The following is a 14,898-nucleotide window of genomic DNA, read 5'->3' as shown; positions in this document are numbered from 1 at the left end:
GACGGCTCAGGCCCGTTCCCGCGGCTTCCTGATGAACACCACGCTGGCGACGGCGCCGATGAGCGCGAGGATCGCGGCGATGATGAAGATGCCGTGCAGCCCGTCGAGGAAGAACTGCAGGGCCTGCTGCGCGAGCGGTTCCGACCGTTGCGCGATGAGCCTGAACTGGCCGGCCTCCGCAGCGTCCTGTGCGATCCCGCGGAACTGTTCCGGGATCGGCAGGGTGTCCAGCCCGCCGTTGACCTTGTTGGCGAGGTAGGCGCCGTACACCGCCACACCGGTGGCGGTTCCCAGCGGCAGGGCGGTGTTCGCCAGCCCGCTGGCCATTCCGGTGCGTGACGCGGGGACGACCTCCACCGCCAGACTCATGACGTGCGGGAGCATCAGTCCGGTCCCGGCCCCCATCACGATGAGCATGGGCAGGAGGGTGTGCCAGTCGGAGTCCGTGTCCAGCCGCAGGCCGAGCATCAGTCCGCCGGCGACGATGACCATGCCGACGGCCTGCACCCAGCCGACCGGGATCCACGCCACCGCCCGGATACCGACGGCGGAGAACAGGATCATCGGTACGGCCAGTCCGCTGGCCACGTACCCGATCTCCAGGGCGGACAGTCCGAGCTGCCCGGACATCCACAGGACGAGGAAGGGCAGCATACCGAAGCTGAACATGCGTGAGGCGAAGGCGTTGAAGGTGACGGTGGCGAAGGAGGGGATCCGGAACAGCCGGAAGTCGATCATCGCCCCGTCGCGTTTGTGCAGTTCCCACAGCACCAGGGCCGCGAAGAGCAGGACACCCGCCCCCAGGGACGCCACGATGACCTGACTGGTCCACCCCCGGTCCTCGCCGTCGATGATCCCGTAGTTCAACAGTGCGAGGGCACCGACGGTCAGCAGCATCGCGAAGACGGAGACCTTCGGGGCACGGCGCTGCGGGGTCACCGGGACGCCCTGCGGGGCAGGTGCGGCACCGGCCCGGCTGCGGGACTCCCGGTACAGGTCGGGGACGAAGACCAGGGTCGCCAGGATGACGAGCACCCCGATGGGGATGTTGATCGCGAAGATCCACCTCCATTCACCGGTCTCCACCAGGGCCCCGCCGATCAGTGGTCCGAAGGCGCTGGCGGCACCGCCGATGCCCATCATGGCGGCGACGGCTCTGGTCCGTTTCGCGGCGTCCTTCTCCTCGAAGGCGTCGGCGAGCAGCGGTGTGGCTGTACCGAACACCAGTGCCCCGCCGGCACCCTGGACGGCACGGAAGGCGATCAGACCTGCCTCGGTACCGGTGAGGACACATCCGACCGAGGCGGCGAGGAAGATCACGTGGCCGATGAGGAAGATGGTCCGGCGCCCGACGATGTCGGAGAGGCTCGCCGCGGCGAGCATCAGGGAGGCGAAGGTCAGTGAGTAGGCGTTGATGACCCACTGTGACCCGGACAGGGTCAGGCCCAGGTCCTCGCGGATCGCGGGGAGGGCGACGAGGACGATGGTGATGTCGAGCGTCATCATGACGGTGGAGACCGCGGAGACGCCGAGGCTCCACCCGACAACGCGGCGGGGTGACCGGTCGGGGACCTTACGGTGCCGTCCGCCGCCGGAGCGGGTGCGGGTTGCGGTACTGCTCATTCCCGCAACTGTATCGGACCTGAACACGACCTGGGACGTTACCGGGGTCTACAGCCTCCCCCGGGTCCTCCCGGGCCCGTCCGCCGGTGGTGCGGCAGGGGTCGGCGCGCCTGTGCCGGTTCACGTAGACTCCGGTCCCATGAACCAGGATTCACCAGTTTCCGGGGTCGTCCCCTCACCGATGTCACCCGCCACCGCGATCCTCCGGCCCCTGCAGGCCGGCCGTCTCACACTGTCCAACCGCATCGTCCAGGCACCGATGGGACGGTTGCGGGCGGACACGGAAGGACGCCCCGGCGAGCTCATGGCACGCCACTTCAGCCAGCGTGCCGGCATGGGACTCATCGTCACCGACGGAACATCGCCGACCCGTGAGGGACGCGTCTCCTACACCCAGCCAGGCCTCTGGTCCGACGACCAGATCCCCGGTTGGCGTGCCGTCGCCGACGCGGTCCATGCCGCCGGCGGGCACATCGTCGTCCAGCTCATGCACGCCGGATGGAACACCCACAGCCAGGTCACCGGACTGCCCGTGGAATCCGCCAGTGCCGTCGACCACGACGGATGGTCCCATGACGCCCGGGGCAACCGGATCCCCTACGAAACCCCCGTCGCCCTCGACGACGCCGGCCTGGAGCGGGTCCGCAGGGGCTTCGCCGACGCCGCCGAACGTGCCGTCACCGCCGGCCTGGACGGGGTGGAACTGCACTCCGCCAACGGCTACCTGCTGCACTCCTTCCTCGGCCCCGGGTCCAATATCCGGACCGACTCCTACGGCGGGTCCCCGGAGAACCGGGCCCGGTTCGTCACAGAGGTCGCCGCAGCCGTCGCAGAGCGCATCGGAGCCGACCGGACGGGTATCAGGATCAGCCCCGGCATGACGATCCAGGGTGTTGTCGAGGACGACGACTCCGTCGCCGCGGAAACCTACGGGCATCTCGTCGACGGGCTGAACTCACTCGGCGGCGGGCAGGGCATCGCCTACCTCAACCTGGAGCAGCCGGACCTCGGCGGCGAACTGGCCACCGGCCTGCGTGACAGGTTCAACGGCCCTGTCTTCGCCAACCGGAACACCGGGCTCCGTCAGGTCAGTACCAGACAGGACGCCCTGGACATTCTGGCGCTCGGCTACGACGCCGCTGCCGTGGGCCGTCCGGCCCTGGCCAACCCTGACCTTGTCGCACGGTGGACCGCCGTCGACGCGGCGGCCACGCCGCAGGAGAACACCCCGGACAGGTCGACCTTCTACTTCGGCGGGGCGTCCGGTTACACGGACTACCCCGTCTCAGCGGCAGGTCACGATAGGTGAGGGATCGTACTTCGTCGTCGTGGTCGTCCGCGACAGTTCCCGGCCGTCGAGGTCCCGGATGACCCTCGTGTCACTGGTGGTGAACCCTCTCGACCCGGAGGACGGGGAGCAGGTGTCGCCGTCGAGTTCGATGCGCTCGGGATCCGTGTAGTCCGTCTTCGGCCCCGGGATGGACTCCACGTCCACGTGCCGCACCCCACGCAGTTCCACGGTGACCGAGGAACTGTCCGCACTGGTCCGGATCAGCACCGGAGTGTCGAAGGTGTTCTTGAACTGGAGGTCGATCGCCCCCTCGAAGACGGTCGCCTCACGCCCGGCCGGGTACCGGCTGATGTAGTAGGAGTGCGGGGTGTGGGCGACATCCTCCATGCCGGCGAAGTAGGAGGCGTTGTACAGGGTGGTGGCGAACTGGCTGATACCGCCGCCGACGGCACGGTCGGCGTGCCCGTTCTCGATCACCCCGGCCTCCACGTACCCCTGGGCCTCGCCGCGGGGGCCGGTGTACCCGTTGAGACTGAACGTCTGTCCCGGCAGCACGATCGCACCGTCGACCTCTTCGGCGACCCGGCGGATGTTGACGCCGGAGTCCCCGGCGAAGCCTCCGGTGGTGAAGGACCCCATCACGTCGTCGAAGTTCGCCTTCTGCGCCATCTCGGTGGTGTAGGTCGCCTTGTGGTCTTCGTAGCTGACCTCGTGGCGCCGGTTCGTGGTGTCGAGGAGTTTGTCGGCCAGCGGGTCAAGGGTCTTGTCCCAGTCGATCTCCACCCCGTCCTGTGAGGGCACGACCACAAGGTCACTGCCGTTGACCTCGAAGTTGGCGTTGCGGAACTCCACCTCGGTCGCGGAGAGGGTTCCGCTGAGGATCTCGCGGGCGGCGTCGACGTTCCAGTCCGTGCGGAAACTGCCGTTGTCCGGGGTGAAGGTCACGATCCTGCCCATGTCTGCCGGACGGAGCACCCCGTTGACGTTGTCCCGGCCGGTGAAGACCACGTCACCGGCGGTGACCTTGTCGACCACGTCGCGGACCGCCACCTCGGCGTCCTCCCGGTCGACGTCGGCGTCAGTGCTGTCGGCGTCCACGGCGATACGGTGGTCGGCGTTGAGCCAGTGGCGGCGGGTGCCGTCGTCCACGGCGTTTCGGTCGACGCTCTGGCCGTCGATGTCGTCGGTGACCTCGGGCCTGCCCTGGTCGTCGATCGACAGGGCGGCGTTCTCCGCCTCACGGCTGAGGTCCGAGGTCACACGACTGACGGTGCCGCCGAGGAGCTGCTCGTTGAAATGGCTGACCGTGCCCACCTCGCGGGTCTGCCAGAAGCTCGTGATGCGCACGATCGGGTTCATCGGCTGCTGTCCGGCCTGGTCGACCGTGGCGTCCCAGTCCACGGTCAGTCCGGAGGTCACCGGGTCGACCGTGGTCTCCATGTCGCCGGCGGTGACGGTCACGGGTGTCTTGACCTGTGCGTCGAGCTGGTTGCGCAGCCGCACCTCTGCCTGCTCCGGGGTCATCGACCCGATGTCCACCCCGCCGACGGTCACTCCCCGCGGCACCGTCCCCTCCGACATGACGAGGTCGGTGGCGTAGAGCACTCCCCCGATCCCGAAGAGGCCGAGGAGGGTCCACAGCCACCACAGACTGCGCCGCCGCTTACGGGCGTGTGGGTGCCCGGCGTCCCGGGAGCTGTACGTTCTGCTGGTCACGACACATACCTTAACCTCTCACGGAACCGTTCACCGCCGCCCCGGCACAGTTGACGCACAGATCCGGTCCGCCGCGGAGGCGAGAACGTCGGCCCCGAGAGTCCCCCCGGAGACCGCCGAGACCACCGAATCCAGGATCCCGGGGACCTGTGCGGCATCCACCCCGGAGGAGACCAGGGGAGCGTCGGCGCCTGCCCGCAACGCCCCGACCACGGCCTCTCCGGCGGAGTACCGGTCTGTGACCGCCTGCATGCCCGTCAGGTCGTCGGTGAACACCACCCCGGTGAACCCCGGTGCCCCGGCATCCCCCTCCCTCAGCAGTGCGTACGCCGCCGGGTTCAGTGAGGCAGGGGTGTCCGCACCGGTGACCGCCGTTTCTCCTCCGCCGGGCGTCTGGCCGGCCCCCTGTCCGGAGTCGAGGCCGGGCACCTGCATGTGGCCGACCATCACGGCGACCCCGGGGATCTGCGACAGTTCCCGGAACGGCTGCAGGTCCGGTCCCATCCGGTCGAGCGGGGGGGTGGTCACCGCGCCGGTGTGGGAGTCCCCGGTCGCGTGCCCGTGGCCGGGGAAGTGTTTGATGACCGGGGTGACGCCACCTGCCAACAGACCGTCGACGACCGCCCGCCCGTAGGTGACGACGACCTGCGGGTCGGTGGAGAAGGCCCGGTCACCGATGGCGTCGTCGGCGGATCCGGTGGCGCTGCCGAGGTCGGTGTCCGGGGCGAAGTCCATGGTGATGCCCAGGTCACGCAGTTTCCTTGCGTGGTCGGTGAACAGTGCGGTGACCTGTTCCGGGGTCATGGTCGCTGCCATGTCCCGGGCGGAGGGGAGGGTGCCGGTCAGGTCTGCGAGCCTCTGCACCCTGCCACCCTCTTCATCGACGGAGACGGTGAGGCCCGGGCCGTCAGGTCCGTCGAGGTCCGCGACGCGCTGGCGCAGGGACGCCAGGGACCGTGCCGGATCCCCCTGTCCGTCCAGCAGTGACCGGTCCGTGGAGGAGCCGATGAAGAGGTGGCGGACGCCGTTGTCGACTGCTGCGGCGGCCGCATCGTAACCGGTGACGCCGACGGCGAGGGTCGCGGCCGCGGCGCGGCGCACCGCCGCGGTGTCTGACGGGGCCGGGTTGGCCGGGTTGACTGCGCACCCGGTCGCGGCGTCCTGCCCCGTCGACGTGCCCGGACCCGGTGCCGGCGCAGTTGACGCACCGGTGGTCGACTGTGCGGCCGGGGTGGATTCCGCGGTGCCGGAGCCGTCGGTGCCGGAGCAGGAGGCGAGGCAGACGAGTGCTGCGGACAGGAGGGCCGCAACCGCTGACGGGTGGTGGCGGTGAGGGGTGTTCATACTCCCGACGGTACTTGGTGGGACTAGTGTCAGGGACATGAGCAGCGACACGAGCGCCCACACAGATTCTGTCCTCATCGCCTTCGACGGTTCTGACCAGGCCCGGGACGCCATCAAATACGCGGCACGGCTGCTGTCGTCCCACAAGGCCTACATCATCACCGCCTGGGAGCCGATCCACCGGCAGGCGGCGAGGGCCGCGGGCGTCGGCGGACTGGCGGGCGGCGGCCAGGGGATTTTCGAGGACCCGGACGACGTCACCTCGGACCCCGCCTACATCGACGCCACCCAGATCAGCCACGAGGGTGTGGCCCTGGCGGCGGAACTTGGTTTTGAGACAGAACCCTACCTGGTAGAGTCGACGACTGCCGTGTGGAGTGCCATTGTCGAGGCGTCACAGGAGCTCGGTGTCGACCTCATCGTCGCCGGCACCCGTGCCCTGACCGGCTGGCGGTCACTGCTGCAGTCCAGCGTGGCCGACAACCTCGTCAAGCACGCCCAGTGCCCGGTGCTTGTCGTGCCTCCGCTGGACGAACAGCCCGAACAGGACGAATAGTCCGGCCGGCCCGGGTAGACTCCACAGGATCCACGGCACCGGGCCCTCCGGTGTCACTTCACCGCCGGACCCTGCCGCTGACTGCCCCCCGATCAACCCCGATCCTCCCCGATCAACCCTGATCAACCCTGATCCGAGACAGGACCTGAAACCGATGCCCTTCGAGACCGACTCCACGCCGCGCCGCAGCGTCGGCCCCGCCATCGCCTCCGCCGTCATCGGCATCGTCATCGGTGGCGCCGTCACCTTCGGTGTCGGCATGGTCGCCGACAGCTCTGACCTGCCGTCGAACAACATCGACGCCAACAACGCCATCCTGGGTTCCGTCCAGTACGGCGAGCGTCGCTGACGACCCCGCACACCAGCCGGTATCCGGTGACGTCCACGCTGACCCGGCGCGGCTGGTTCACTGCCGCCTGCGCCTGGCTGCTGCTCTGCCTCGTGCAGTCCCCCGGTCTGACCGTCGCGGACACCAAGCACGATCTCGTGGCCGACCCGTGGGGTTTCCTCGGCCAGGCACTGTCCCCGTGGACGGACATCTTCCCCCTGGGCCAGCTGCAGAACCAGGCGTACGGGTACCTCTTCCCCCACGGACTGTTCTTCGCGCTCCTGTCCCCCCTGCCGGACTGGCTGACCCAGCGACTGTGGTGGGCGCTGCTGCTGGGTCTCGCATTCGCCGGGACTGTCAGGCTGCTGGAGGCGACGGGCACCGGGTCGCGGGCGTCCCGGGTGACCGCGGCGGTGCTCTACGCCCTGTCCCCCCGCATACTGACCACCCTCGGGGCGATCTCTTCGGAAGCGTGGACGGTGGCGCTGGTGCCGTGGATCATGCTCCCGGTCGTCCGGCTGCTCCCCGCACCGGCGGCTGCCCCGCCGGGCACCGTCCCGTCCCGTCGCCGCACCGCCCTCGCGGCGTGTTCCTCCGCCGTGGCCGTGCTGTGCCTCGGGGCCGTCAATGCGGTGGCCACGGCGGCGGCCGTCGTCCCGGCGGTGGTGTGGTGGTTCGTCGCCGGAGTGTGCTCGGCGGACAGGGGTACCCGGCGTACCGCCCGCCGGTTCCTGCTGTACTGGGTTCCGGCCCTTGCCGCCGCCTGTTTCTGGTGGGTCGGTCCCCTGCTCGTCCTGGGCCGCTACTCCCCGCCGTTCACCGACTACATCGAGTCCGCCGGGATCACCACCCACTGGTTCAACCTCGGGGAGGTTCTGCGGGGTACCACGAGCTGGACCCCCTTCCTCGACGGGGAGAGGCAGGCCGGCGCAGCCCTGGTCACCGGTGCCGTCTTCGTCGCCGGGACTCTCGCCGTCGCCCTGCTCGGGCTGGCGGGACTGGCCCGTCGTGGCCGGGGCGCGGTGCCGCACCGGACGGTGTGGCTGCTGATGCTGACGGCCGGTCTGCTGGTCTTCGGGGTCGCCGGACCGTTCTCCCCGGTGCATGAGGCGGCCCGGGTATTCCTCGACGGTGCAGGTGCCCCGTTGCGCAACCTCCACAAGTTCGACCCTCTCGTCCACCTTCCCCTGGTCGTGGGGGTGGCGCACCTGCTTGCACCGGTCCGGCTGCCCTCCCCTGCCGCGCTGGCACACCCGGAGCGGGACCGTCGTGTGGTGACGTGTACTGCGGTGGTGCTGCTGCTCGCCGTGGTGACCGCCCCGGCGTGGTCCGCCCGTCTGACACCGGTCGACGGTTACCGTGAGGTGCCGTCCTACTGGACCGAGGCCGCTGACTGGCTCAACGATCCTGCGCACGGGGCGTCGTCGACCCGGACGATGATCCTTCCCCGCGCTGCCACGGCCCGCCAGAGCTGGGGGAACACCCGTGATGAGCCGGCACAGGCACTCCTCGACGTGCCCTGGGTGGTGCGGGACGCCGTGCCGTTGGTTCCTCCCGAGGCGATCCGTGGTCTCGACGGGGTGCAGCGGGAGTTCGACCCGGGGTCACCGGCCCCCACTCTGGCCGGTGCACTGGTCCAGCAGGGGGTGGGTTATCTGCTGGTGAGGTCGGACCTGGTGGCGTCGGCCGATACTCCGGGGTCCCGCACCGTGCTGCGGACCCTGCAGAGTTCACCGGGTTTCACGGAGGTGGCGTCCTTCGGCGACGGGGAGGTGAGGATCTTCCAGGTCGGTTCCTCCACGACCGCCCCCCGGACGGTGCATGTCAGGGACCTTGATGTGGTCTCCGGCGGTGCGGAGGTCCTGCCGCGCCTCGCCGCCGCCGACAGTGCCACCGGCGGGAGCGACTCCGGCGGGGGCGGGACGCCCCGGGACCGGCTGCTGCTCGGCGATGAGGGTGTGGACGCCCTGGTCGCACGTGGCGCGACCGGGACAGCACTGACCGTGACCGACACCCCTGCCCTGCGCGAGCACAGTTACGGCACCGTGACATCCCCGGATTCGGCGATCCGGGCCGGGGACGACCCCTGGCGCGGCCTCAACCCGGTGCACGACTACCCCTCGGGCAGGCAGGACGGGTCAGGGATGACCCGGGTCCGCGAATCGGGAGGGCACATCCACGCCAGCTCATCGGCCGACGACCCGACCTCCCTCGGAGGGGCGGACACACTCTCGTCGGTCTCCGCAGCCGTCGACGGGGACGAGACGACCGCCTGGTACCCGACACCGGGTTCACCGGTGAACCAGTCACTGACCGTGTCCCTCGACAGTCCCGTCCACCAGATGAGGCTGACGGCCCAGGCCCAGGGCTCGGCGTTGCGCGTCCAGGTCACCACCTTCCTCGGGGACTCGACCGTGGCGTCCTCCACGGTGCGCATCCCGGTGGGGCGTCAGGAGACGGTGTCCCTGCCACCGGGGGACGCCGACAGGGTGGAACTGCGCATCACCGGGGCATGGGGCGGTGCCGGAGTCAGCGAACTCTCCCTTCACGGACCCGACGGGGAGGACATCACCCCCCGCAGGGACATCGTCGTACCCGACCCGCAGGTCGACGGTGACCTGCGGCCGGTGCGTTGGGTCCTGGGCCAGGAGATCCCAGAGGGGACGATGCGCCGCACCGTCACTGTGCCCGAGAACCGGGACGGGAGTCTTCCCGGGAATCTCCCCGGCACCGGTGAGGGTGTGCGCGTGCGGATGACCTCCTCCGACTGTTCTGCGGTCACCACGGTGGACGGCTCGAAGCTGGCCTGCGGTGACACGGTGACCCTGTCCCCGGGGGACCATGAGGTACGGTCCACGGCCCGGTGGGTGACCCTGGACTCCGGGGAGAGCCCCGCCGGCACGTCCGGGGAGCCGGAGGCCGGTCCGGCCGGCACATCCGACACGTCCGGGCCGGACGACAGGATCGTGCTCACCCCCACCTCCGTCAATCCCGGCCGCTCAGCCGTCCTCGAACTCGACGGGCAGTCGGTCACCCTCGACCCGGTGACGGTCAACGGGTGGCAGCAGGGGTGGAGCGTGCCGGCGTCCCTGTCGGCGACCCTGCCGTCGCTGGAATCACTGTCAGATTCCGACCTCGCCGCCGCCGTCCGCACGGAGTTCACCGCCACCCCGGTCTACCGGGCGTGGCTCGCCGTCGGTCTCGGCGCCGCACTGGTCCTGCTCGCCACCGGGGCGCTCCTCCTGCGGTCGTCGCGGAGGACCGTGCCTGCCGCCGAAACGGACCGCACACCCGACCACACCCCGGGCATCACAGCGGGGTCCACCCCGGACCGCACAGCGGGGTACGCGGAAGACGGCGCGCAGGAGCACCTCGCACGCGGACAGGCCGGAAGCGTTCTGCGTCGGCGCATCCGGGTGGGCGCAGCAGTGCCGGCCTGGGGTGCGGTGGCGTGGATCCTCGCAGGGCCGGCCGGCCTCGCCGTCGCCGCGGTCACCCTCGGCGTCCTCGTGTCCGCCCTCCGGTACCGCCGCCCGACCGGCCACCGGAAAGTCCCCGCCCCGGTGAAGCTGCTCGCTGGCATCCGTGCCCGCCACATTCTCCTTGTCACCGGTGCGGCGGCCACCGCCCTGTTCACCCGTGGACCGTGGGGCGGCGGCGGGCTCAGCGGCGACTACGCCGGAGCGTCACTGACCGTGCAGCTGCTGTTCGTGGCCTGCCTCACCGCCGTGGTACTGCCGTTACCGTCTGCCCGGCGCGACGACCACCACCGGGACACCGCCCGTCGCGCAGGCTCCTCCACCAGCGAGTAACTCAGCGCCGCGACCGGGACAGTCAGTGCCACGGCCACCACGGTGCCCACCAGCACCGCCAGGTCCCCGCCGCTGAACAGCCCGACACCCGTCAGCGGGAACACCAGGGACAGCAGTGCCATGTGCCACAGGAACACCGAGTACGACCACCTGCCCAGGGCCTGCATCACCGGACTCTCCAGGAAACGTGACCGGGGCTGCAGGGCCACCGGGACGACGAGCGCCGCGGCGAAGAGCACCCCGCACGTGGTCCGGCGGAAAAACTCCGCGGGACTGGCCGCGGTGAGTCCCTCCGGGCCGTCGAAGGACGCCGCGACGAGGATCACCGCGGCCAGTCCGGCCCACAACCACCGACGTCCCGCCCACCGGCGCACCGACTCCACCGACCGGGAGGATCCGCCGCCCCCGGCGTCCAGCATCCGGCCCTCGGCCTCCGCGGCGAGCAGGCCCACGCAGAAGGAGCCCGAGAACGCCCAGGGCATGATGTGCGGGTTGATCCCGCCGGTACGGGGCCCGGCGAGGAAGGGCCACAACGCCGCGAGGACGGCCACCCCCACGATCACCACGACCCGGGTACGGCGGCTGCGACGGCCCACGGCCAGTGCCAGCAGGGGCATGACCAGATAGAAGAACATTTCCACGCACAGTGACCACAGGTGGGTCAGACCTCCGACCAGACCGTCGGGGACGTAGTTCTGCAGGAGCAGGAGGGTGGCCGTGACCTGCAGCGGTCCCGGGTCCCCTGCGACGGGGAAGAGCACGAGGACCACCACGACGACGACCAGGTAGGCGGGCATGATCCGGCCGAACCGTCTGACGTAGTAGCCCCTCCAGTCCCCCCGGTCGGCGAAATGCCGACGCCACAGCAGGAATCCGGACAGAGCGAAGAACACGGGAACGAAGAAGTCGGTGCGCGCCATGATCCGGTTGACCACCGCCCCGGTGTCGTTGCCGGTCTGGAAGGCGGTGTGGGTGACGATGATGCCCAACGCGGCGACGGCACGCAGGCCTTCCAGGGCGGGCAGGAACGGGCGTCGTCCGGTCGTCCGGCCGGTCGGCTGGCCGGTTTTCTGGGGTGGTGTGGTCGTCGACATGGTCCCTCTGACACTACCGTTGGCCCGTTCCACCCCCGTGGCCCAGGTTTCTACCGTTAAACTAGCGACCATGAAAAAGGTTCTCTCCCACGCGCTGATCGTCGTCGGCGCAGCGCTCATCGCTGTCGCCCTGGCTCTGCCGGTCTACGTCCTGCCGAAAGGGAAGGTGCTGCCGAAGGACATCGAGTCCTACACCGTCACCAATGAGGTCGAGGGACGCCTCCTCGACGCGGCAGCCCTGGCCGCCGGCAGGCCCGTCGGCGACAACGCGTCCCGGCCCGAGTGCCGTGGAGAGACCCGCACGGTGTCCTGCTTCATCTGGCGCGACGTTCCCCTGCAGAACCAGCGGCACATCATCGCCCAGGAACCCACCACGGACAAGGAACTGACCCTCGAGGCCGGCAACACCGTGTTCAGGACGGACCTCGCCGAACCGCGGAACCTGATCTCCGCCACGGTCGACCGGGTCACCCTGACACGCAAGACCGCCTTCCCCGTCGACCGTCCCGTCTCCTCCTTCGACATGACCGCACCGGCTGTCGGCGGCGGCACCGCCGAGGAGGACACCCCCGAGTTCGTCCGCGACGGCCTGCAGTACCAGTTCCCGTTCGGCACCGAGAAGAAGGCGTACCCCTACTTCGACGGCCAGGTGCTCAAGAGCCAGGACATCGACTATGTCGACAAGGAGAAGATCGCCGGCGAGACCGTCTACCGTTTCGAGCAGGTCATCGAGCCGACAGAGCTGTACCCCAATGTCGAGGCCCGGCTCAACGCCGACGGGGAACTGTCCGCCGCGGACAAGGCGTCCCTGGCGTCCCTGCGCCTGAAGTTCCCCGCCTCGGTGTGGGGTCTCGACCGCAACGACGTCAGAGGGTGGGCTGCTGACGACGAGACCGGCCCCGAAGTGCAGATGTCCCGGTACTACACGGTCAAGCGGACCCTCCACGTCCAGCCCGACACCGGGGTGATCGTGAAGGGGTCCGAGGAAGTGTGGATGTACTACGCGCGCAGTGACGCCGAGGCCCGGGAGATGGCCAGCCCCGAGAACCGGGAGAAGGAGCTCGCCGATCCGACCCGGACCGCCCTGTACTTCCCCGGCGAGTTCAACCAGGCGACGGTTGACGCCCAGATGCAGCGGGCGAAGGACGGTATCGCCCGCATGGACCTGATCGGACAGTACATTCCGTGGGGTGCCGGTCTTGTCGGAGTGCTCCTGCTGGTCGTCGGGTTCGTGGTCTACCGCGGTTCCCGTCGGGGATAGGCACCCCGACAGCGGGTACGCTGCATCCGTGTCTTCCGCCACATCCGCCGCCACCGGGTCCCCCACGGGGAACCGGTGGCGTCTGTCGTGGTGCGTCATTATGACGACCGTGGTGCTGTGGCCGTTCGTCGTCGCGGTCGTCACAGGGTGGGACCGTAGGAATGCACTGCTGCTGCGCGACATGTCGGTGCCCGGGTCCATGGCGCTCAACGACCTTGCCACCGGGGCGGACGGTGTGGCCAGGGCCGTCCCGCAGGACGCCGTTCTCGCGGTCCTGTCCCCGCTGGTCCCGCCACCGGTGGTCGTCGGCCTGCTGATGTGCAGTTGCGGGGTGGCGGGTGCGTGGGGGGCATCCCTGCTGGCGCGGCAGTTCGGTGCGGGGTGCGTGGGCCAGGCACTCGCGGCGTTCCTTGTGCTGTGGAACCCGTACCTTGCGGAGCGGCTGCTGCAGGGGCACTGGTCGGTAGTCGCGGCCGGAATGCTGCTTCCGCTGGTGGCGTGGCTGGCGGTGGAGGGACGCCAGGCACAGTCGGCGGTGGGACTCGTGGTGGCACTGACCGTGTGCGCGCTGACGCCGACCGGGCTGATCCTCGGCGTAGTGACCGCGGTCGTGGCGTCCGGCCGGCGGCGGTTCACTGTGCTGCCGCTGGTCGCGGGTGCGGTGCTGTCACTGCCGTGGGTGCTCCCCTCACTGGGGGACGCCGCGGGCACGCTCACGGACGCCGCCGGAGCGTCACTGTTCGCCGCACGGGCGGAACCGTGGGTCGGCACACCCGGTGCACTCGCCGGACTCGGAGGAATCTGGAACGCGGACGCCGTGCCCGACCACCGGCTGCCGCCCGCCGGCGTACTGCTCGCCGTGGCCGCTGTGACGGTGGCGGTGGTGCTGTGGCGGCGGAGTGGGTGGACCGGTGGCCTGCGACGGTTGTCGGCGCTGGGTGGGGTGGCCGTGGTGGTGCCGGCTCTGCTGGCGACTGGGCCGGGGCTGACACTATTCGGTGAGGTGCTGGAGACCGTGCCCGGGGCGGGGCTGCTGCGCGACATCCAGAAATTCGTGGTGCTCGCGCTGCCGGCACTGGTGATGCTGGTGTCGCGGGTCGATGTGCTGGTGCCGCGGGTTACTTCGCCTGTCCCGGTCCTGCTGGCGGGAGCACTGGCGTTCCTGCAGGTCCCGTTGCTTCCCGCCGATCTGGCACAGTTGCGTCCGGTGGCGTTGGACGGCGGGTATGCCGATGCCGTGGACGCGGTGGAGGACGCCGCGGAGAATGCCGACCTCAGCGACCCGCACACCCTGCTGTGGCCTCCGGGGAACTACCGGCTCATCGACGGACGTCCGGTGCTGGACCCGCTGCTGAAGATGCTGCCCGGCTCACCTGTGGACCCCGGCTACCTCATCGTCGACGGACGAGTCGTCGACGGTGATCCGACGACGGTGCAACTGCTCTCCGAACTGGCGTCCGGGGGTGCTTCCGGGGACGGGTTCACCCCCGAGGCCGCGCCCGGAACCGCAGACGGGGCGGACGGCCTGGCGGAGGCGAGTGTCGACCTCGTCCTCGTCGAGGTGGACGCTGCCCGTGACGCCGGTGTCGACGTCCCCGCGGTACTCACCGACCCGGCGTCCCCCCATGAACTGGTCTGGTCGGACGACAGGTGGACGCTCTACCGCGTGGGGTGAGTATGTCGATGACGGCCTGCCTATTCACTCCGTGCGGAGATGGCAGCCAGAACCAAACTCCTCCGACCACCCCCGCCGGTGTCATGTACACACCCTCACCGGCAGCGCATCTGCCTGGAAAGCGGCCGGTGAGGGTGCAAACTCGACGGGCCGGACAAGCGGCGGGACGGGGTGCCGGGAGAACGACCCCGACACCCC

The 14,898-nt window shown here is 69.9% G+C and carries 9 protein-coding genes and 1 pseudogene; 6 read left to right on the top strand and 4 right to left on the bottom strand.

The features are described 5' to 3' along the window. Positions 1–6 precede the first annotated feature (6 nt). A complete protein-coding gene (locus E0E18_RS10550) occupies positions 7–1,623 on the bottom strand; it encodes an MFS transporter (protein ID WP_130840726.1) in 1,617 nt (538 codons plus the stop codon). 139 nt (positions 1,624–1,762) lie between these two features. On the opposite strand from E0E18_RS10550, the gene E0E18_RS10545 reads away from it, so the two are divergent. Continuing rightward, positions 1,763–2,932: an oxidoreductase gene (locus E0E18_RS10545; protein WP_474077610.1), complete on the top strand. Its 1,170-nt coding sequence runs from the start codon at positions 1,763–1,765 to the stop codon at positions 2,930–2,932. On the opposite strand, the gene E0E18_RS10540 is transcribed toward E0E18_RS10545, so the two are convergent. Together E0E18_RS10540 and E0E18_RS10535 are read right to left on the bottom strand one after the other, a co-directional pair. Next, the gene (locus tag E0E18_RS10540) at positions 2,909–4,630 is read right to left on the bottom strand and encodes a VanW family protein (protein WP_419866051.1); all 1,722 of its coding nucleotides are present in this window, start codon (positions 4,628–4,630) and stop codon (positions 2,909–2,911) included. The two genes, E0E18_RS10545 and E0E18_RS10540, sit on opposite strands and share 24 nt — an antisense overlap. Positions 4,631–4,660: 30 nt before the next feature. Continuing rightward, positions 4,661–5,974, bottom strand: coding sequence for a glycoside hydrolase family 3 N-terminal domain-containing protein (locus E0E18_RS10535; protein ID WP_130840724.1), 1,314 nt, complete (start codon positions 5,972–5,974; stop codon positions 4,661–4,663). Positions 5,975–6,011: 37 nt separating this feature from the next. On the opposite strand from E0E18_RS10535, the gene E0E18_RS10530 reads away from it, so the two are divergent. The 3 genes and pseudogenes from E0E18_RS10530 to E0E18_RS14225 form a co-directional block, all read left to right on the top strand. Continuing rightward, positions 6,012–6,530 carry a universal stress protein gene (locus E0E18_RS10530; protein WP_130840721.1) on the top strand — a complete coding sequence of 173 codons (519 nt, stop codon included), beginning with the start codon at positions 6,012–6,014 and terminating at the stop codon, positions 6,528–6,530. Between the two features lie 154 nt (positions 6,531–6,684). Further along, the gene (locus E0E18_RS10525; protein ID WP_066586525.1) at positions 6,685–6,879 is read left to right on the top strand and encodes a DUF2613 domain-containing protein; all 195 of its coding nucleotides are present in this window, start codon (positions 6,685–6,687) and stop codon (positions 6,877–6,879) included. A gap of 26 nt (positions 6,880–6,905) precedes the next feature. Next, positions 6,906–8,906 (top strand): annotated as a pseudogene (locus E0E18_RS14225) (alpha-(1->3)-arabinofuranosyltransferase domain-containing protein); the annotation flags it as partial. 1,625 nt (positions 8,907–10,531) lie between these two features. Here E0E18_RS14225 and E0E18_RS10515 read toward each other — a convergent pair. Continuing rightward, a complete protein-coding gene (locus E0E18_RS10515; protein ID WP_237559743.1) occupies positions 10,532–11,764 on the bottom strand; it encodes an acyltransferase family protein in 1,233 nt (410 codons plus the stop codon). Between the two features lie 70 nt (positions 11,765–11,834). Here E0E18_RS10515 and pgfA point away from each other — a divergent pair, with 70 nt between their 5' ends. Beyond that, positions 11,835–13,025 carry a cell envelope lipid trafficking protein PgfA gene (gene pgfA, locus E0E18_RS10510; RefSeq protein WP_130840717.1) on the top strand — a complete coding sequence of 397 codons (1,191 nt, stop codon included), beginning with the start codon at positions 11,835–11,837 and terminating at the stop codon, positions 13,023–13,025. Positions 13,026–13,053: 28 nt separating this feature from the next. After that, on the top strand, positions 13,054–14,700 hold the full coding sequence (locus E0E18_RS10505; RefSeq protein ID WP_130840715.1) for an MmpA family trehalose lipid delivery protein: 1,647 nt from the start codon (positions 13,054–13,056) through the stop codon (positions 14,698–14,700). The last annotated feature ends 198 nt before the right edge of the window (positions 14,701–14,898 follow it).

Source organism: Corynebacterium neomassiliense (assembly GCF_900626215.1).
GTDB classification, from domain to species: Bacteria; Actinomycetota; Actinomycetes; order Mycobacteriales; family Mycobacteriaceae; genus Corynebacterium; species Corynebacterium neomassiliense.
The sequence above is the reverse complement of the archived record's forward strand: the minus strand, read 5'-3'. Positions and strand labels throughout refer to the sequence as shown.

What these genes read in the sequence shown, in the direction of transcription:
- E0E18_RS10550 (WP_130840726.1), bottom strand. Translation starts at nt 1,623, where the DNA reads ATGAGCAGTACCGCAACCCGCACCCGCTCCGGCGGCGGACGGCACCGT.
- E0E18_RS10545 (WP_474077610.1), top strand. Translation starts at nt 1,763, where the DNA reads ATGAACCAGGATTCACCAGTTTCCGGGGTCGTCCCCTCACCGATGTCA.
- E0E18_RS10535 (WP_130840724.1), bottom strand. Translation starts at nt 5,974, where the DNA reads ATGAACACCCCTCACCGCCACCACCCGTCAGCGGTTGCGGCCCTCCTG.
- E0E18_RS10530 (WP_130840721.1), top strand. Translation starts at nt 6,012, where the DNA reads ATGAGCAGCGACACGAGCGCCCACACAGATTCTGTCCTCATCGCCTTC.
- E0E18_RS10525 (WP_066586525.1), top strand. Translation starts at nt 6,685, where the DNA reads ATGCCCTTCGAGACCGACTCCACGCCGCGCCGCAGCGTCGGCCCCGCC.
- E0E18_RS10515 (WP_237559743.1), bottom strand. Translation starts at nt 11,764, where the DNA reads ATGTCGACGACCACACCACCCCAGAAAACCGGCCAGCCGACCGGCCGG.
- pgfA (WP_130840717.1), top strand. Translation starts at nt 11,835, where the DNA reads ATGAAAAAGGTTCTCTCCCACGCGCTGATCGTCGTCGGCGCAGCGCTC.